This is a genomic window from Pseudoalteromonas rubra, from assembly GCF_001482385.1.
In the GTDB taxonomy this organism is placed as follows: domain Bacteria; phylum Pseudomonadota; class Gammaproteobacteria; order Enterobacterales; family Alteromonadaceae; genus Pseudoalteromonas; species Pseudoalteromonas ardens.
Map to the genome: position 1 here is coordinate 473,590 of NZ_CP013611.1, position 19,022 is coordinate 492,611.

The following is a 19,022-nucleotide window of genomic DNA, read 5'->3' on the forward strand; positions in this document are numbered from 1 at the left end:
TTGCCCGCTTTTTATTCAGAAATATTCAGAAGACGTATTTAAAAAAAGTGAAGTGAGAAAGCCGGGCCTGAACAGAGGGCCCGGTCAAACAGTGTGGTTTAAAATGTCCAGGCAAGGTGGATCTGGGGGACTGATTCGTCGGTGTCAGTACCCAGTTTATTTTGCCAGTATTGCCATTCGAGACCGAGCATGAGCTGGTTTTCAGGCATCTCCAGCGCGTGACCCAGATCCCAGCGTAAAATAGGTTGTGCCAGCAACCAGTTCTTCACGTCGCCACCGACTTCATTATCACGGCCTGTGAGGTATTCAACGTGACCGGTGAATTCAAATTTTTGATCGCCCAAAGAGAATGGATAGCTCCAGGCCACATCCAGTATGTAACTGTTGGTTTCTTTCGGTGCGCCACCGGCGTTAACGCCGCGGTTGTCATCGATGTAGCCAGTTAAAGTGGTTGCGAAGAAATTAAACCCTTCAAGGTTCCAGGACAGCTTTACGCCTGGCAGGTATTTCATGACTTTGGCATCACCGGCGGCGTTAAAGCCCATCACAATGCCAACGTCTTGTAATGGTGAGTCATTAAACTTCAGACCCGCCAGTTTCCCCAGGCTAAAAGTCGAATACCATTCGCCGTAAAAGTCGCCATCCTGATGACCATCATCCAGGTCATCTGTACTGTAATCGATGAAGAAAAAGTTATCGCCGTAGCGGTAGCCCGAGGCATGTTGCAGGGAATAGATTGTCTGATTTGCTTTGTGCTGACTAAACGGGTTTTTGAACTCGCCATGGTTAATGTGTAATTGCGTGTTACTCCAGTCCGCGGCAGTGACCGAGGTTGTTGTGAGCGTAAATCCCAGTGTGAGCGCAGTAAAAATAGGTGTTTTCATTGTTTCTCATGGTTGTGGGGTTATAAACAGCTGAATTATATACGCAAAATACTACAGAAAAGGAATAAAAAACTAATAATTTATTAATGCGGGGGAATGAATGGCATCCGCTTGGATGCCATTGAAGTATCAGTCTTTATGACGACGAATACAAATCACAGCGACCGCTGTAAATGCCAGAATAAAGCAGTAAAAGGACGAGGTAGACACTTCCCAGGGGCTGATTTTAAAGGTTGCACCCAGTAACAGTGCTTGTGCGCCATAGGGTAGGGAGCCTTGCATCACACAGGCAAAAATATCCAGCAGGCTGGCTGAGCGTTTGCCCGAGATCTGTCCATCATCGGCCAGCTTTTTAGCAACGGGCCCAGCTACAATGATACTGACAGTGTTGTTCGCAATACACAGGTTGCTGGTCAATACGAGCGCTGCAATGCCCAGTTGATCTGCCACTTTTCTGTGCCATTTGGCGATGAGCGCAGTGATTGCCTGGATCTTATGTGCCAGGTAATCCAGTCCATCATTAACGCGAATAAATTCAGACAAACCGCCAATGAACATAGAAAGCAGGAAAATCTCTTGCATGTCACTGAAGCCTTTATACACGTCTTTGACAAAGGCGGCCCCCTGGTAATCACCGGTGAACCCCATCAGGGCGGCGAAAATAATGCCACTAAAGAGCACCACAAAAACGTTAATACCCACCACAGCCAGTACCAAAATAAACGCATAAGGTAACACCAGCAGCCAGTCAAAAGGCTTGGTTTCAACGGCTTGTGGCTCAGGTGTCAGGAACACCAATAAGGCAACGGTGAGTGCAGCAGCGGGCAGAGCAATTTTCAGGTTTTCCCTGAATTTGTCTTTCATTTCACAGCCCTGAGTACGGGTTGCCGCTATGGTGGTGTCAGAAATAATCGATAAGTTATCTCCAAACATCGCGCCTGAGACTATGGTACCGGCCATCAGAGCCGGATCGATCCCGGTTTTGACGGAGACAGCGTAAGCAATGGGGCCAATGGCACCTATGGTACCCATGGACGTTCCCATGGCGGTTGAAACCACGGCAGCGATTAAAAATAGCCCAGGTAATAGCAGACTGGGTGGGATCAGCGATAAACCGGCATTGACCACTGCGTCAACGCCGCCTGTGGCACTGGCAACCGACGAAAAGGCGCCGGCAAGCAAGTAGATTAAACACATGGTGATGATATTGCTGTGTCCGGCACCTTTGATAAAGGTTTCAACGCTCTGGTTGATGGTGCCTTTGTTGATCCAAAAAGCGATCACAATGGCAGGCAAAATGGCCACCGGTGCAGGTAACTGATAGAAAGCATAATCGACCCCCTGTGATTGCAGGTACAGACCCGCGCCCAGGAATAGGCCAACAAAGGTTAAAAGAGGTAGCAAAGAAAGCTTTGCTTGTGTGTGATTTAAGTTTGGCTGCATAGCACTCCCCAAAAACTAACCACAGCCAACGGATCCATTATTAGCTGCATTTAAACTACGTCGCCCGCAATAATTGAAATCGGCGAGGGCGGAAGTTTATATGGTTAGACGTCCAAAGTCCATGGTGTTTCGTTATTATGTTTATCTTCCCGGTAACAGAGTGTGCGCTGAGCACATCGACATGATTTACAGCGGTTGAAACGCCTTTTTGGTAAAGCCAGTCTTACTCGCAGTATTCACCTGGCCTGCTTCACAGCGGTCCATGACGGGATAGATTAGTATTATTGTCAACTGACTATGACACAGAGATCGGGTAAACTCTAGGCCACAAAATCAATCATCCAACTAAAAAGCTGGGTGACTGGGCTTATCTCTCTTGCGCTGAAAATCGGGAAAATACGTTTCCGTACCACTGAACAGGGTGGAAAATCTAATACAAAGGAAAACCGCAATATGACGAAAATCGGTATTTTTGGCGCCAATGGCCGCATGGGTCTGGCGCTGATTGAAGCAGTCCAACAGTCTCAACATTGCCAGTTAGGTGGCGCGTTTGTCAGAGCATCATCGCCACATCTGGCTCAGCCCATTGCTAATTTACAGCCGCAAGCGCCAGCCGGGTCAACTTTTAGCGCTGAGCAACAGCTGGGCGATGAGCTGGATGTACTGATCGACTTTACACTACCAGAGGGCATGCTCGGCCACCTGCAACAAGCTGTCGCGAACAACATACCAATGGTGATTGGCACAACCGGCCTGAGCGCGCAGCAAATGCAGGAACTGGAATCAGCCTCACAGTCTATTCCTATCGTCTTTGCACGTAATTTTAGCGTGGGTGTAACCCTGATGCTGGACCTGGTACAGACCGCCGCGGCAAAGCTTGCAGATGAAATGGACATTGAAATTTTTGAAGCCCACCACCGTAACAAAGTAGACGCGCCGTCGGGTACCGCACTGGCGATTGGTGAAGCCATTGCAGAGGCAAAAGGCTGGGATCATGAGCAGGTTGCTCGCTATGACCGAACTCAGGTACATGAGGCAAAAAGTCAACAAGAAATTGGCTATTCAGTGCTCAGAGCTGGCGATATAGTTGGTGAACATACGGCTTATTTTGCCACCATGGGAGAAAGGCTGGAATTAACACACAAAGCAACATCAAGATTAACCTTCGCATCAGGTGCTGTAAGGGCTGCGCAGTGGTTAAAAGATAAGCCGAACGGACTTTATTCCATGCAAGATGTGCTTGGATTGAATAAGTAAGCTTACTATTTTAGCGTGTTCGTTAGTAAAAGTCGCTAAAAACCTTGTTTTTTTATTTTTCACTTGAATTATTAGACGAATCTAAGAAAGTGCTGTAGACTATAACGAATTTGCCAAAATTTTAATAACTGCGTGTTACCAAGCGCTTTGTAGACGGGAAGATAAGCGCTGGCTTGCTCCCGTTTTTTACTATCTAGGAGGTTAACTTGACTAAATCCGCTCTCTTAGTCCTTGAAGACGGCACTGTGTTTCGCGGTACTGCCATCGGCGCTGACGGCCTGTCCGTTGGTGAGGTAGTATTCAATACGTCTATGACGGGATATCAAGAAATTTTGACGGATCCTTCTTATGCAGAACAGATTGTGACGCTGACTTATCCGCACATCGGGAATACCGGTACTAACAGTGAGGATGAAGAAGCCGATAAAATCTGGGCTAAGGGTCTGGTAATTCGGGATTTGCCATTGCTTGCAAGTAATTTCCGTAACGAGCAATCGTTAAGTGACTACTTAAAAGCACGCAATATCCTTGGGATTGCCGATATAGATACGCGTAAGCTGACGCGTATCCTGCGTGATAAGGGCGCTCAAAATGGCTGCATCATCGCGGGCGATGAGATTGATGAGCAGCAGGCACTGGAAGCGGCAAAAGCGTTCCCAGGCCTTAAAGGGATGGATTTAGCGAAAGTCGTTACAACAGAACAGACTTATGAGTGGCGTGAAGGTAGCTGGACTTTAGGTCAGGGCTTCCAGACTCTGAGTTCTGAGGAAGAAAAATTTCATGTTGTAGCGTATGATTTTGGTGTGAAAAAGAACATTCTTCGTATGTTGGTTGACCGTGGTTGTAAACTGACAGTAGTACCTGCAGAAACCTCCGCTGCAGAAGTGCTGGCGATGAATCCAGATGGTATTTTCCTGTCAAATGGCCCTGGTGACCCTGAGCCATGTACTTATGCAATCGATGCGATTAAAGCCTTCTTAGAAACTGATACGCCTATCTTTGGCATTTGTTTGGGCCATCAGTTACTGGCACTGGCTTCTGGTGCGCAGACGGTGAAAATGAAATTCGGTCACCATGGCGGTAACCACCCGGTGAAAGACCTGGAGCGTGACGTGGTAATGATCACTGCACAGAACCATGGTTTCGCAGCGGATGAGGCCACTTTGCCAGATAACCTGCGTGCAACGCATAAATCGTTGTTCGACGGTACCTTGCAGGGTATCCATCGTACTGACAAGCCGGCTTTCAGCTTCCAGGGTCACCCTGAAGCAAGCCCGGGTCCGCACGATGCAGCACCGCTGTTCGACCACTTCATTGAATTAATGCAAGCACGTAAAGCCTAATTAAAACCGGAGTAACAATGCCAAAACGTACCGACTTAAACAGCATACTGATCCTGGGCGCAGGCCCAATCGTCATCGGCCAAGCCTGTGAGTTTGACTACTCTGGTGCTCAGGCGTGTAAAGCGCTGAGAGAAGAGGGCTACCGGGTTATTCTGGTTAACTCAAACCCGGCAACCATCATGACTGACCCGGAAATGGCAGATGCGACTTACATCGAGCCAATTCACTGGGAAGTGGTTGAGAAAATCATTGAAAAAGAAAAGCCAGACGCGGTACTACCGACTATGGGTGGCCAGACTGCGCTGAACTGTGCGCTTGACCTGGACAAGCATGGTGTACTGGCTAAGCACGGTGTTGAGCTGATCGGTGCAACTGCGGATGCCATCGACAAAGCAGAAAACCGCGAGCGCTTCGACGTTGCGATGAAAAACATTGGCCTTGAGTGTCCTCGTGCCGAGATTGCACACTCAATGGATGAAGCGCACGACGTACTGTCGCGCATTGGCTTCCCGTGTATCATTCGTCCTTCTTTCACCATGGGTGGTACCGGTGGTGGTGTTGCTTACAACATGGAAGAGTTTGACGAAATCTGTACCCGTGGTCTTGATTTGTCTCCGACCAACGAGCTGTTGATCGATGAAAGCTTGCTGGGCTGGAAAGAATACGAAATGGAAGTAGTGCGTGACAAAAACGACAACTGCATCATTGTGTGTTCTATCGAGAACTTCGACCCTATGGGTGTTCATACCGGTGACTCAATCACAGTTGCACCAGCACAAACTCTGACTGACAAAGAATATCAGATCATGCGTAACGCCTCGATGGCGGTACTGCGTGAGATTGGCGTAGAAACCGGTGGTTCAAACGTTCAGTTCGGTGTTAATCCGGACGATGGCCGTATGGTTATTATTGAAATGAACCCGCGTGTATCGCGTTCATCAGCACTTGCATCTAAAGCAACTGGTTTCCCGATCGCTAAGATTGCAGCTAAGCTGGCAGTGGGTTACACCCTGGACGAGCTACAAAATGACATCACAGGCGGTGCAACTCCTGCGTCATTCGAACCGTCAATCGATTATGTTGTGACTAAGATCCCACGCTTTAACTTCGAAAAGTTTGCCGGCGCTAACGACCGTCTGACTACACAGATGAAGTCAGTGGGTGAGGTGATGGCCATTGGTCGTAACCAGCAAGAATCACTACAAAAAGCACTTCGTGGTCTGGAAGTGGGCGCAACGGGTCTTAACCCAATCGTTACACTGGACGACCCGAAAGCGAAAGAAACCATCATTCGTGAACTACGTGAGCCAGGCGCTGAGCGTATCTGGTACATCGCCGATGCAATGCGTCACGGTATGAGCGTAGAAGAAGTGTTTGAGCTGACCAAAGTTGACCGCTGGTACCTGGTTCAGATTGAAGACATTCTGAAAGACGAAGCAACCATCGCAGAAGTGGGCATGGCTGGTCTGAACAAAGACTTCCTGCGCCGCCTGAAGCGTAAAGGTTTCTCAGATCCGCGCATCGCAGAGATTGCGGGTGTGTCTGAAAAAGAAATTCGCAAGAAGCGTCACCAGCTGGATATCCTGCCGGTTTATAAGCGCGTTGATACTTGTGCAGCAGAATTCAGCTCAGACACGGCTTACATGTACTCATCTTATGATGAAGAGTGTGAAGCGGCACCGTCTGACAAAGATAAAATCATGGTAATTGGTGGTGGTCCTAACCGTATCGGTCAGGGCATCGAGTTCGATTACTGCTGTGTACACGCTGCGCTGGCAATGCGTGAAGATGGCTACGAGACCATCATGGTTAACTGTAACCCTGAAACGGTTTCAACTGACTACGATACGTCAGATCGTCTATTCTTCGAGCCAATCACATTAGAAGATGTGCTTGAAATCGTGCGTGTTGAAAAGCCAAAAGGTGTGATTGTTCAGTACGGTGGTCAAACACCACTGAAACTGGCCCGTGACCTTGAAGCGAATGGTGTTCCTGTGATTGGTACTTCTCCTGACGCAATCGACCGCGCGGAAGACCGTGAGCGTTTCCAGCAACTGGTTGAGCGTCTTGACCTGCTTCAGCCTGAAAACGCAACGGTAACGTCACTGGAAGAAGCGATTGCTAAATCTCAGGAAATCGGCTTCCCACTGGTTGTACGTCCTTCTTATGTACTGGGTGGTCGTGCGATGGAAATCGTGTACGACGAAGATGACCTGCGTCGCTATATGACCGAAGCGGTATCTGTGTCTAACGAAGCACCAGTATTGCTGGACCGTTTCCTGGATGACGCTATCGAAGTAGACGTTGATGCGATCTGTGACGGTGAGAACGTCATCATTGGCGGTATCATGGAACACATTGAGCAAGCCGGTGTTCACTCTGGTGACTCTGCTTGTTCATTGCCTGCGCACTCTCTGTCTCAGGAAATCCAGGACGTAATGCGCAAGCAGGTGCGTGACATGGCACTTGAGCTGGGCGTGGTTGGTCTGATGAACACCCAGTTTGCTGTGAAAGATGGAAAGGTTTACCTGATTGAAGTGAACCCGCGTGCTGCGCGTACAGTACCGTTTGTTTCTAAAGCAACGGGTGTTGCGCTGGCAAAAGTAGCAGCACGGTGTATGGTTGGCCAATCTTTGGAAAGCCAGGGTGTAACTAAAGAGGTGATCCCACCTTACTACAGCGTGAAAGAAGTGGTACTGCCATTTGCTAAGTTCCAGGGTGTTGACCCAATGCGTGGCCCAGAGATGCGTTCTACGGGTGAAGTGATGGGTGTTGGTGAAAACTTCGCCGAAGCCTTCGCAAAAGCGCAATTAGGTGCATCAAACGCTTTACCACGTGGTGGTCGCGCGCTACTATCTGTTCGCAATGGTGACAAGGCACGTGTTGTTGAGTTGGCTAAGACCATGAAAGCCATTGGCTTTGAGCTGGATGCAACCAAAGGGACAGCACAAGCTCTGGAAGACGCCGGCATCGAAGTACGTCGCGTAAACAAGGTATTTGAAGGTCGTCCGCACATTCTTGACCGCATCAAGAATGGTGAGTACAGCTACATTGTTAATACCACAGAAGGCCGTCAGGCTATCGAAGATTCGAAGGTGTTACGTCGTGGTGCACTTCAGCATAAGACTAACTACACCACTACGCTCAATGCAGCGTTTGCAAACTGTACAGCTAATGAGGCTGATGACAGAAGTTCTGTAAACTCTGTTCAGGAGCTACACCAGCGTTTGAACTAAGAAGAACAAGGCCAGAGCGTAAGCTCTGGCAATGAGTGAGATACTATGCAATCAATTCCGATGACAGTACGAGGCGAAGAAATGCTTCGTGAAGAACTGAACCACTTAAAGAAAGTCGTCCGTCCAAAGATCGTTGCCGATATCGCGGAAGCCCGTGAACATGGCGATCTGAAAGAGAATGCGGAATACCACGCTGCACGTGAGCAGCAGGGGTTCTGCGAAGGCCGCATCCAGGAAATTGAAGCCAAGCTGTCAACATCACAGGTCATTGATGTCACTAAAATGGCAAACAATGGCAAAGTGATCTTTGGCAGCACGGTGACCATAGTCAATGTTGATACGGACGAGGAAGTGACCTACAAAATCGTAGGTGATGATGAGGCAGATATTAAAAACAATCTGATCTCGGTTAACTCGCCTATTGCACGTGGTCTGATCGGAAAAGAACTGGATGATTCAGTAACCATTCAAACTCCAAACGGTAGCGTTGAATACGACATCATCGAAGTTGAATATGTCTAGATTTGTCTAACCTATAGCACCAAAAACCCGACCCAGTGTCGGGTTTTTTATTAACCACTCCTTAACCTTGTGCCAGATCAAAGAGCCACAAAAGCAGCGCGTTATGATGAGTTTAACAAAGGAGAACATCATGACTGCTGACCAATTAAATAGTTTTCTCAAAACCAAACAAAGCGAACTGAGTCAACGGATAGCTGCCATTGAAGCCGATTTCAGAAAGGGCCGCTCGGCCAACTTCGCAGAGCAAAATACAGAGCGTGAAAACGACGATGTACTGGACGAAATTCACCAGGAAGCGAAGCAAGAGCTGGTAATGGTGAATCAGGCGATACTGCGTATAGAGCAGGGGGCTTATGGCGTGTGTCAGCATTGTGAAGAACAAATCAACCCGGAGCGTTTAAACGCTCTGCCTTACACAACGACTTGTATTAAATGCGCAAAATAGAAAGGACCGTATTATGACAATTGAAAAACATGATCTGCACCACGAGTTTCCTGAATACAAAGATGAGATCCACCACCTGAAAATGAACGACGCACACTTCGCTCGTTTGTTTAAAGAATACCATGAGTGCGATCACGAGGTGCATCGCATAGAAACCGGCGCAGAAAACACCTCTGACGACTACCTCGAATCACTGAAAAAGCAGCGCCTGCACCTTAAAGATCAGCTGTTCTCTATTATTAAGAAGTCGCAAACTGTTGCTTAAGTTGCATAAGACTTAACTTGAACTGTCAGATTTGGCTGATAAAGCTTAATCTGACGGTTTTTTGTGTGCCAGAGGCCAAAGTTATGCTGTTTTTATACAAAGTGCCTGGTTTTGTCCTATAACACTATTACTCGCCGTTTTTGGGAAAGGTGACAAAGCGAGATGTAACGCTATGCTATCTTTCTGTTTACATTGGCAGTTATTAGTGGAATCATGAAGGTATGTAATATGAGCCGTTTTGGTGTGTTTTGAACTATCAAAGTGGGACAGAATTGAGTTGTTAGGCATTCAAGGAAGTTTAGTGAAAATTTTAGGAGCCTTAATTTCAATCTTATTTATTGTATTGGCAGGTGCGCACTTATTTGTTGAGAAAATAACTGTTGATGCAATTACGATTGTTCTTTTAGTTCTAGCCAGTCTACCTTGGCTTTTTCCTTACTTAAAATCTCTTGAATTACCTGGCGGTATTAAAGTTGAACTAAAGGATGCTCTCAAAAAGGTTGAAAATGCCGTTCCAGAAGACAAAACTACTGCTCCAAAATACGCTGGTGTAAACTCCTCGTTAGCCTTTGTGGCTCTCAGAGTTGAGATTGAAAAAACAATCAGGAAGTATCAATCTGATTTAGGTCATAAAAGCCATTCTCTGTCGATTAGATTACAAATCCTCGCCAACGATAATGTGATAAGTAAACCGCTATCGGAAGCCCTACTGGAAATCGTAAAGTTAGGTAATGCAGCTGCGCATGGACAAACAATTGATTCTGAAGAAGCTGAGCTAATTCTAATGAGATCTGATTCTCTGCTAAATAAACTCGAAGACAGTCTAAAGAATGCCTAACATGCCGGTCAAGGGTGGAGGCAAAACAGTAGGCTTGCGCTCGTACCTCGCTAAATTTAGCCGACTATTTGTGCGCCGCTTACCGGGGCGTTAGGCATCAAATACGGAGTATTCAGCAATGGGTGGTGATGAAAAAAAGCCGTACCTCTCTCTCAATTCATTTCTCGTAAAAGATGAGCATAAAGACCTCAACGTCAGTGAGTTCCTGAAGAGTTCTGCACAAGTTAATTCTTACGATATTGAAGGACAAACAGAGACACCCACCCGCAACTGGCGTGCGGAATGTACGTCGTCTACCTTTAGGTAATGCTCAATGGATTGAGAATGACAAATTATGCCAACTGCAAGGAAGAAGCAGGTCAGCTTATCAGACACTAAGTACTACCACTGCATATCCCGGTGTGTTCGTCGGGCATTTCTGTGCGGCAAAGACTGCGTCACGGGCAAGTCTTATGAACATCGGCGAGACTGGGTTGAGGAAAAATTACTGACCCTTGCGAAGGTGTTTTGCATTGATGTGTGTGGTTATGCCGTTATGAGCAATCATACGCATATCGTGTTGTATGTGGATGATAAGAAAGCACAAAGGTTATCAGATAAAGCGATAGTACTCCGCTGGCATAAACTGTTTAAAGGTAGCTGGCTGACACAAAAATACATCAATGGTGATGAGCTTAGCGAGTCAGAGCAAAGTTTACTTGATGCAGACATCAATGAATTCAGAATACGCCTTGCGAGTATCAGCTGGTTTATGCGGGTACTTAATGAAGAGATTGCCCGCAGGGCCAATAAAGAAGATGGCTGTACAGGCCGGTTTTGGGAAGGGCGATTTAAGTCACAGGCTTTGCTAGATGAGGCGGCACTGGCAGCGTGCCTGGCTTATGTTGACCTGAACCCAGTCAGAGCCAAAATGGCAGTTACACCGGAAACGTCAGATTACACCAGCATTAAAAAGCGTATTGAACATGCACAGCAAGGAAAGCAACCCAAAAGCTTACTACGTTTTGTGGGCAATCCAAGAAAGCACATGCCTAAAGGGTTGCCGTTTGAGCTGACCTATTACATACAGCTAGTTGAATTAACAGGCCGAAGTATGCGTGCAGATAAGCGGGGTTATATCAGCGATAGCCAGCCTTTGCTGACACGATTGCAAATAGAGCCAGACAGCTGGCTCAAGCTCACTACGCAATTTACGAAGGTCTTTCATGGCGCGGTAGGGCGAAAGCAAGCGATGATAGATTACTGTAAGAATCTTCACAAAAGGCGACGCGCCAACTTGACTCAGTGCGAGCGTTTACTGGGTTAACACCTTCCCGTGATTACCATTTCGATTTATCTAAGTTGAGGCTTGGATGCGCATTCGTATTGTCCGAATCTGATTATTCTTCAGGATTTCGTGCTTAAACTTACGACTTTCACGAATCGGAGCTTATAGAAAGCGCAGCATTTGATAGTCTTGCATTTCTTTATTGAACCTGCCAACAATTGGTTCGTGAATTTAATGGTGGGTGTCACTTATAATTATTTCCGACTTTTTAAACGCCTTGTTAGGTTTCATAGCTTATCAGCCTGAATTATAACCATATCGGAACTTACTAAAGAATATGGTCCAGAATAATACCCCCCCGACTTAATAAAAAACATACCATCCATAAGAGGTGCTTCTTCGCCCAAAAGTTTCAGGGAAAAGAAAACGTGTTGGCTATCAGAACAAGTAATCTTGGCGGTCCAGAGCCTTTCATTATCTTCACTGGGCACTTGCTCTATTACTTTTACATCATCAAGTTGCTTAAAGTTTGAAAGAAAAGGAATGTGAGAGTACGTGCCGTCGCTTACACCTTTTACAGAATTATCTATCGCATCATAAGCTTTAGTTTTAAATCGTGAGCAGTCCGCTTCTGCTTTAAGAGCAAACAGTAGCAAGAAAAAAGCTAAAAAACTTCTCAATGGCAACTCTCCTTGAAACCTAACGCCGCGCTCTGCGGCAAATTTGGAGCGCAGCGGAAAAATTGTCCGACAGCAGCGCCTTGTTATACACCGACTAGCCCCTTCACAATTGTTTCAAGATCACTTTTCTTCTGGTCATCAATTAAACCGTCAACATGATGTTTGATTATATTAATTGGTTTTAGATCGTTACGCCCTTGTGGCTTAGGTATACCAAGAAACTCTTCAAGGTCTTCAGTGAACTGATGAATACCAGAAGTTAGCGGCGTCGATGCATCTGTCACAATTCCATTCCATGCGGAATGATGGCCCCTATTGTTATCACCATCGAACACAACTGAATGAGGAATACCCAGCTCGGTTAGAAGGTGAATAAATCTATGCAGGTTATATTTACCGAGACAATCCAACACATATACCCTAGATTCTCTCAGAAACCCCCACTCATTATCGGCCAAATAGTCAAAATAGATCTTTTCTGAAGCACCTTCGCACAGTAAAACGTGGCGAGCGAAGAATAAACTAGATCTTTCTGAATCTAGCCAGAGAAAATACCTTAACTCCTCATCGGCCATTCTCACTTCTTCATCGAAATTAGGATCTTGGTCTTCACCAAACTCTCTGGCAGCAACCAAGTTATTATCTAGCACTTCCTGCATTGTGGCTTCAGTTAGCTGGTGTGCAACTGAATGTTTATCGCTACGATGCAAGCGTAAGATTGAGGTTAAATCACTTACTGATTTCCCGACGAACTGCGACGAATGCGTAGATACTATTACCTGCTGGCCATCGGCATCACCCAATTCTTTAAGGCTTCTGAATAGTACATCTTGTTGTGACGGATGAAGAAACGCCTCAGGCTCTTCAAATAAAAGCAATGTATAATCAGGATTAAAATCTTTCTTAGAGGATTTAGATGGAGCATTATATTGAGAAGACATCTTGATCAAAGTATAGATAAGATGCCTCTGCAAACCTTGTCCAAATGAAGATATATCAACACGCTGCCCGTTCAGCTTATGATCTTCAATATGTGGTTTAAGCAGATTTTTAACAATGTCGTCTGACTTGATCGGTGAGACCTCAATATCAATTCCAACGCCCCATTGCGATAGTTCAGCATTTACACCTGATTTAATCCCATCTATAGATAATCCGCTAGCTTCCTCTCCTTTAAATTCGTTGTTAAACTTTGAAAAAGCATTATTTAGCTCATCAAAGACGTTGCTGCTTGCAACGACTTTCTTCATCACTAGATTCACTAAATCTCGGAATGGCGAAGGCCCAGAAGTTTTTAAGGTGTCTTCTACTTTACTTACAGCCGGTATATATATTATTGAACCAAGCTTCGATGATGAAACATTTGCGGCCCCATAAAAGTTATTTTCTGATAAAGCTCCATTTTCATACGCATAAATATTAGACTGCTTGGCTTTGACTCTTCCCTCGTCAGACAGAAAATATTTACGAACCTTTAGAATATTGTCGGACGACTTGTAGTCATCCTTTAAGGAGTCTTGTTCTTCATCAGATGTATGGAAATGCAACTCGATCCAAGATTCATTGTCAGTAGTATCAATCTTCGGGAAATCTCTATTCTTGTCGAATTTTAGACCGCCATCCTCATAAAAGACTCTTAAGGCACTGAGCAGGTTCGTCTTCCCTGAATTATTTTCACCAACAATAAGGCTGTAGTTCGAGACTTCGAAAGTAGCATCTAGTACAGACCTGAAATTGTGAATGATTACCTTCCTTAGCTTCATGATTTCTCCGAAATTAGATTAAGGTGTATAACAATTTATTCTACCCCAAAATGTCGGAACATAAACCGACAAAACGGGCTGTATTACATACCCTCATAGTCCCACGGAACAAACTCAAAGTAAACAATCGGTTGCAACCTGCAAAAATACACGTGTGTGAAAATTGGACAAAACGACACGTAATAATGTTATTGGACAACAGTCAAAATACTGTCTATACATCCAGTTCCAAGCGTACCAAATGGAACGTTCATGAAATAACCTTTTCTACTCATGCTGCAAGAGCAGATGTACCTACGACGTTATGCCAAACGCACCATTGAAGCGTAACTAAAATGGATTGCTGAATTTATTCGCTTTAACAATATGCGACACCATACAACTATGGGGGATAGAGAAGTTGAACTATTTCTTAACCACCTTTAAATGGCCAAAATGTTGCTTAAGGCAAACAAGCGCTGGCATTAAACGCCTTATGCTTTTTGTATAAAGAGATACTCAAAAAGCCATTGTCTTTACCAAAGAAAAGAAAAACGCAGACACCTGGCCTTAACTGTTCTTGTATGGATTTATCTTTTGAATCGCGTCACGGATCCCTTGCTCGTCATTTTTGACGGTGCAGTGAATATCTAAAGATCGTATATAAATGTCGAGCTGAAATTTGCCGGTATCGACACCAATGTTGATGCTTTGATTTGTTTTGGTATTCATAGAGGCTAACTCATGCTTGCAAAATGCGGGCTCGAGGCCTAGTTGACTATTCGAGTGTGGTGCTTGGAGTCTTTTACATCGTTCATTCTTGTTACCGGTCTCTCAATAGAGGAACCGAGATTCAATCGAACTACTGTAAATGAAGGCTTTAATTGCAGCTACAGCCTGGAACTCACTTTACCCAGAATCGGTAAAACACATAAATTTGATGGCTCTATTATCCATACAAGTTACTCAAAAGGACGCATTCGCCCTAACTCATTCCTGATCGAAAAAATGTTAGAGCGGCCGTCCGCTGCTCATTCACCCAAGCACCCACCTACATACTTTGAAACGATTTGTCATACTCATCTGGACCCCCCTTTGCTACACTTCCTGAATCGTCGTCACCGCATATTGGAAGTTTTATGTTTTCTTTAATCAAAGGGTTATTGTTTAAGTCTCTAAAGCACAAGGCGGGCCGAAAAGTAGCCGATGCTGTTGTTGAAAAGTGTGTTGAGCAGGGTATGGAGTATATGCGCGGGCGAGGCGGCTCAGCGCCGCAAAAGTCCAGCGAGCTGGACGGATTGATTGTCGGGCTCAATAACCTGACGGCCAGGCGATTGCCTGATGGTCAATACCCGATCAGATTAGAGCATCAAACCCTGATAGTCACCATTGAAAACCATGGGATTGTGTCTATTACGGAGTTGCACACCGATTAGTTAAGATCAGACAGAGCTTTGACTTATTTGAAGTTAAGCACAGAAGTGGATTGTAATATTCCTGTCTAAACGTTATGTAAGTATTTGGAAATGTTTAAAAAACATTAACACCTACGAAAGTCGTTAGCCTGAGTCAGCTGTCGGCTTAGTAAAAGGCTTCCTTTTCCTCACCCGTGTTTAAGGTTGCGCGCTATACAAGCTGAGGAACAGACTCTTGGCATCGTGTCCCACTTCGTATGCTGGCGCGCAAAGAGACTTTGGGTGTCTTCTCTGAGTTGTAAAATTGAGTGCCACCTTACTTGCCAATTCTGCCAAACCATATGGGTAACACCAGGGCCTCTCAGAAAGCACCGATGTTTATCGGGCACTGTTGAGTTGACCCAATCTACGCGCCCGTAACGTGAGCAGCATGCGTTGATACTTCACTCATATTGCTGCAATCGCGAAACTTTCTCATTTTGGCATGCCATCTTTGCCAGCTTAGCAGTCAGCTATAGGGCAATTTACCAATTTTCTTGGTTCAGCCTGTTTCACTTTATTTTGAGTGTTGGTTAACAAGTGGTGGTTATGCAACCATTAGCGAAGCTACCTTTGTTGATGAATTTGCTACTAATTTTTTGCTTTTTTGATTGTTTTATGAGCAGGCTCGCGGGGTTAAACATTTTTATTCTTTTCATAAAACCGATAACTTTCTGACTTAAATGAATAAATTATGCTTAAAAGGAAAAGCTAGGTGGCATATTTAATAAAATTATATAAATTATATTGTATACACTGTGTGCGTGGTGTTAATAATATGTCACCTCTTCTGGGGTTTGGATACACATTTTAAAAAGGTTAAATTATGAAAATAAAAGCAATACTCGCTGCGCTTCCCTTGCTCTGTGCAAGTGTGGAAGCCGCACAACAACACGTTGAACGACACTTTAAACCACTGAGCGTGGCCGATCTGCAATTAGCACATGGCGATGAAGGTCATAATCACACAGCACAGGACAACGCGCCGACAGCAGCACGTGACATTGCGCTGCATTCACATTTGCCCGTGATGATGCAGATGGCGTCTGAGCAGGTCGATCTTGCCAGCGGCTGTGACTTAACCGCATTTGCCAATGCGAGTGCATCGACAATCGTGGCACAGATCACCGGGCAGGGGGCAACCTGCGTTAACGATCTATTCAGTGCGCCGTCGGCGACCCAGGTGGCAACCTTCACATCGGCCAAAATGTTGGCTGCGGCGCAGCAAGCGACCACCCTGTCTACCAGCTATAGTGGCACCGGCAGCAGCGAGCTGGAAGCGCTGTTTTTGTTTATTAGGGCCGGTTTTTATGTCGAGTTTTACAATGACTCAGTGAGCTTTGATCCCACAGTGCAGAGCACAGTTCGAAGTGCCCTCGATGCCTTTGTGAATAACCGTCATTTCTATGACAACAATGATGCGCACGGAGAAGTGCTGAGTGAAGTCATAACAACGATGGACTCTGCTGAGTTACAGCACGTTTATCTGCCAGTGGTCAAAGCCTGGTTATCTCGCTGGAGTGAAAGCTATGCAACCAGCTGGCATATGCGTGGTGCGGTGAATGGGATCTTCACAATTTTATTCCGGGGTCAGTGGAACAGTGATTTCGTTACGCTCGTTGGTAAGGATACCGAACTGGTTAGCTTGCTGGCTAATTTCACTAAGCAAAGCTGGATGGTGGGCTCGGACGCAGAATTCATGATCATTAACGCGGGCAGAGAACTTGCCCGATTGAAAAACTATCAGGGTACGGCTATCCAGAGCTCGGTTGATACAGCCCTCAAAGCGCTGTTTTCGACTTATCAGAGCTATGGTTATGGTGACGGGATCTGGCTTGGTGCCGCTGATGTTGCGACCTACTACGCGGATTGTAATGATTTTGGGATTTGTGGATTTAAAGAGGAGCTGACCACCAAGGCCTTGTCACAGACCTATCAGTGCAGCAGCACAATCCGTATTCGATCGCAAGATATGACTCAGGCACAACATCTGTCAGCATGTGACACCATGGCGGCGGAAGAGGCCCGCTTCCATACCATGCTGGAAACCAATCAAACACCAGTTGCTGATGACAACAATACCATGTTGCAGGTGAACATTTTTAACAGCAGCAGTGACTACAAAAAGTATGCTGGACCAATTTTTGGTATTGGCACAGATAACGGTGGTATGTATCTGGAAGGTGATCCGAGTGTGGTTGGCAATCAGGCAAACTTCATTGCCTATGAGGCCAGTTATGCCAAGGCTGATCATTATGTCTGGAATCTCGAGCACGAATACGTGCATTACCTGGATGGCCGTTTTGACCTGTATGGTGATTTTAACGCGCCAACTGAGGCAATTGTGTGGTGGAGCGAAGGGGTTGCAGAGTATGTGGCAAACCTGAACGACAATCAGCGCGCCATAGATACGATTAAAGACGGCAGCACTTATCAATTAGGCGAAGTATTTGAAACCACTTATGATGGTTTTGACCAGGATCGTATCTATCGCTGGGGCTATCTGGCGGTACGCTTCATGATTGAAACACATAAAGATGAAGTTAATGCAATGTTGGGGGAGACGCGGGTTGGCAACTGGAGCGCCTATAAAACGCGTATGAATAAGTGGGCTGCACAGTACAGCAACGAGTTTACTCAGTGGACCCAGCAACTGGCCGGGGACACCAATCAGGCACCAACAGCTGTGATCAATGGGCCTTATCAGGGCACTGCTGGGTCATCGGTCAGCTTCAGCAGTCAAGGCAGTTCCGATCCCGAAGGTCAAAGCCTGAGCTACCTGTGGCAATTTGGCGATGGCGCGCAGAGCACCCAGGCCAGCCCCACACATACTTACGGGGATGCCGGAAATTATACGGTGACATTGAAAGTAACCGACAGTGAGGGCTTGGCACATCAAGTGACCACTCAGGCCGTGATTGAACCAGATCAGGGGATCACTGAGCTGCAAAATGGTCAGGCAGTGCGTGTAGCAGGCGCTCAGGACGAACTGAAGTACTTTAAAGTTCAACTGCCGGCCGGGGCAACTGATCTGACGGTCAGCACGAGTGATGGCACGGGTGACGTTGATTTATACCTGCGCCATGGTCAGCAGCCAACGCTGGACACTTACGATTGTCGGCCTTACGTTGGCGGTAACGCTGAGCGATGCGATGTTGCGACACCGCAGGCCGGAGAGTATTACATAATGCTCAGAGGCTATAACGCATACGCTGATGTGAGCTTGGTTGCAAGCTATACTGCACCGGTTGCGGGTTTGCCGGATACTTGCGTGGATCAGGGCAGTGTCTCTGGTGGTCGACTATCCGCTGATCAGGCGGTTTGCTTAAGTGATCAGGATCCTATGTGGTTTAGCCTGGAGAATGTGAGTGGTCAGCAGAGCATTCGCATTGAGACCGCACATGGCAATGGTGATTTGACGCTTGAGTACAGTAACCAGGGCTGGCCTGACGGGAGCAATGTTGACGCTCGCTCCGAGCGCGCAGGCAATGGTGAATGTATCAACCTCAGCGGGCAAAGCCAGTACTGGGGGTATTTGAAGGTGAGCGGTGCACCAAGTGGTGCCACTATCCAGGTTACTTATAACGATGGCTGGTGTAACTAAGGTTAAGACTATTTAACAAACGTGCTTGAAGGTTGGAGAGAC

The 19,022-nt window shown here is 46.2% G+C and carries 14 protein-coding genes and 2 pseudogenes; 11 read left to right on the forward strand and 5 right to left on the reverse strand.

The window, feature by feature from the left end; genetic code table 11:
- Positions 1-98: 98 nt before the first annotated feature.
- Together AT705_RS02040 and AT705_RS02045 are read right to left on the reverse strand one after the other, a co-directional pair.
- Complete coding sequence (locus tag AT705_RS02040) at positions 99-884, reverse strand: nucleoside-binding protein (protein WP_058795268.1); 786 nt, start codon at positions 882-884, stop codon at positions 99-101.
- Between the two features lie 129 nt (positions 885-1,013).
- On the reverse strand, positions 1,014-2,327 hold the full coding sequence (locus AT705_RS02045) for a Na+/H+ antiporter NhaC family protein (RefSeq protein WP_058795269.1): 1,314 nt from the start codon (positions 2,325-2,327) through the stop codon (positions 1,014-1,016).
- A 453-nt stretch (positions 2,328-2,780) separates the two neighbouring features.
- Between AT705_RS02045 and dapB the strand changes: the two genes are divergently transcribed.
- The 8 genes from dapB to AT705_RS02085 all read left to right on the forward strand — a co-directional run bounded on the left by dapB (position 2,781) and on the right by AT705_RS02085 (position 11,539).
- A complete protein-coding gene (gene dapB, locus AT705_RS02050) occupies positions 2,781-3,584 on the forward strand; it encodes a 4-hydroxy-tetrahydrodipicolinate reductase (RefSeq protein WP_058795270.1) in 804 nt (267 codons plus the stop codon).
- 206 nt (positions 3,585-3,790) lie between these two features.
- The gene (carA, locus tag AT705_RS02055) at positions 3,791-4,927 is read left to right on the forward strand and encodes a glutamine-hydrolyzing carbamoyl-phosphate synthase small subunit (RefSeq protein WP_010386112.1); all 1,137 of its coding nucleotides are present in this window, start codon (positions 3,791-3,793) and stop codon (positions 4,925-4,927) included.
- 17 nt (positions 4,928-4,944) lie between these two features.
- Positions 4,945-8,163 carry a carbamoyl-phosphate synthase large subunit gene (carB, locus tag AT705_RS02060; RefSeq protein ID WP_058795271.1) on the forward strand — a complete coding sequence of 1,073 codons (3,219 nt, stop codon included), beginning with the start codon at positions 4,945-4,947 and terminating at the stop codon, positions 8,161-8,163.
- A 45-nt stretch (positions 8,164-8,208) separates the two neighbouring features.
- On the forward strand, positions 8,209-8,685 hold the full coding sequence (gene greA / locus AT705_RS02065; protein ID WP_046003103.1) for a transcription elongation factor GreA: 477 nt from the start codon (positions 8,209-8,211) through the stop codon (positions 8,683-8,685).
- Positions 8,686-8,815: 130 nt separating this feature from the next.
- Positions 8,816-9,130 (forward strand): TraR/DksA family transcriptional regulator, encoded by a 315-nt coding sequence (locus AT705_RS02070; RefSeq protein WP_058795272.1) that lies wholly within the window; start codon positions 8,816-8,818, stop codon positions 9,128-9,130.
- Positions 9,131-9,143: 13 nt separating this feature from the next.
- Positions 9,144-9,395, forward strand: coding sequence for a YdcH family protein (locus AT705_RS02075; RefSeq protein WP_058795273.1), 252 nt, complete (start codon positions 9,144-9,146; stop codon positions 9,393-9,395).
- A gap of 301 nt (positions 9,396-9,696) precedes the next feature.
- Positions 9,697-10,233 (forward strand): DUF4145 domain-containing protein, encoded by a 537-nt coding sequence (locus AT705_RS02080; protein WP_058795274.1) that lies wholly within the window; start codon positions 9,697-9,699, stop codon positions 10,231-10,233.
- 334 nt (positions 10,234-10,567) lie between these two features.
- On the forward strand, positions 10,568-11,539 hold the full coding sequence (locus AT705_RS02085) for a transposase (protein ID WP_058795275.1): 972 nt from the start codon (positions 10,568-10,570) through the stop codon (positions 11,537-11,539).
- Between the two features lie 248 nt (positions 11,540-11,787).
- On the opposite strand, the gene AT705_RS02090 is transcribed toward AT705_RS02085, so the two are convergent.
- A complete protein-coding gene (locus tag AT705_RS02090; protein WP_058795276.1) occupies positions 11,788-12,180 on the reverse strand; it encodes a hypothetical protein in 393 nt (130 codons plus the stop codon).
- Between the two features lie 83 nt (positions 12,181-12,263).
- On the reverse strand, positions 12,264-13,943 hold the full coding sequence (locus tag AT705_RS02095) for an ATP-dependent nuclease (RefSeq protein ID WP_058795277.1): 1,680 nt from the start codon (positions 13,941-13,943) through the stop codon (positions 12,264-12,266).
- A gap of 339 nt (positions 13,944-14,282) precedes the next feature.
- Here AT705_RS02095 and AT705_RS26050 point away from each other — a divergent pair.
- Positions 14,283-14,488: pseudogene (locus AT705_RS26050) on the forward strand (phage integrase N-terminal SAM-like domain-containing protein); the annotation flags it as partial.
- Between the two features lie 16 nt (positions 14,489-14,504).
- Here AT705_RS26050 and AT705_RS25130 read toward each other — a convergent pair.
- Positions 14,505-14,654: pseudogene (locus AT705_RS25130) on the reverse strand (IS110 family transposase); the annotation flags it as partial.
- Between the two features lie 407 nt (positions 14,655-15,061).
- Here AT705_RS25130 and AT705_RS02100 point away from each other — a divergent pair.
- Entirely contained in the window at positions 15,062-15,358 is a 297-nt protein-coding gene (locus AT705_RS02100; protein WP_058795278.1) for a hypothetical protein, read from the forward strand.
- A gap of 844 nt (positions 15,359-16,202) precedes the next feature.
- On the forward strand, positions 16,203-18,980 hold the full coding sequence (locus AT705_RS02105; protein WP_157576631.1) for a collagenase: 2,778 nt from the start codon (positions 16,203-16,205) through the stop codon (positions 18,978-18,980).
- Positions 18,981-19,022 lie beyond the last annotated feature (42 nt).

Bases quoted from the DNA above. Each gene is read 5' to 3' on its own strand.
- AT705_RS02095 (WP_058795277.1), bottom strand. From the start codon at position 13,943: ATGAAGCTAAGGAAGGTAATCATTCACAATTTCAGGTCTGTACTAGAT.
- AT705_RS02100 (WP_058795278.1), top strand. From the start codon at position 15,062: ATGTTTTCTTTAATCAAAGGGTTATTGTTTAAGTCTCTAAAGCACAAG.
- AT705_RS02045 (WP_058795269.1), bottom strand. From the start codon at position 2,327: ATGCAGCCAAACTTAAATCACACACAAGCAAAGCTTTCTTTGCTACCT.
- AT705_RS02070 (WP_058795272.1), top strand. From the start codon at position 8,816: ATGACTGCTGACCAATTAAATAGTTTTCTCAAAACCAAACAAAGCGAA.
- AT705_RS02075 (WP_058795273.1), top strand. From the start codon at position 9,144: ATGACAATTGAAAAACATGATCTGCACCACGAGTTTCCTGAATACAAA.
- dapB (WP_058795270.1), top strand. From the start codon at position 2,781: ATGACGAAAATCGGTATTTTTGGCGCCAATGGCCGCATGGGTCTGGCG.
- AT705_RS02040 (WP_058795268.1), bottom strand. From the start codon at position 884: ATGAAAACACCTATTTTTACTGCGCTCACACTGGGATTTACGCTCACA.
- AT705_RS02085 (WP_058795275.1), top strand. From the start codon at position 10,568: ATGCCAACTGCAAGGAAGAAGCAGGTCAGCTTATCAGACACTAAGTAC.
- AT705_RS02105 (WP_157576631.1), top strand. From the start codon at position 16,203: ATGAAAATAAAAGCAATACTCGCTGCGCTTCCCTTGCTCTGTGCAAGT.
- greA (WP_046003103.1), top strand. From the start codon at position 8,209: ATGCAATCAATTCCGATGACAGTACGAGGCGAAGAAATGCTTCGTGAA.
- carB (WP_058795271.1), top strand. From the start codon at position 4,945: ATGCCAAAACGTACCGACTTAAACAGCATACTGATCCTGGGCGCAGGC.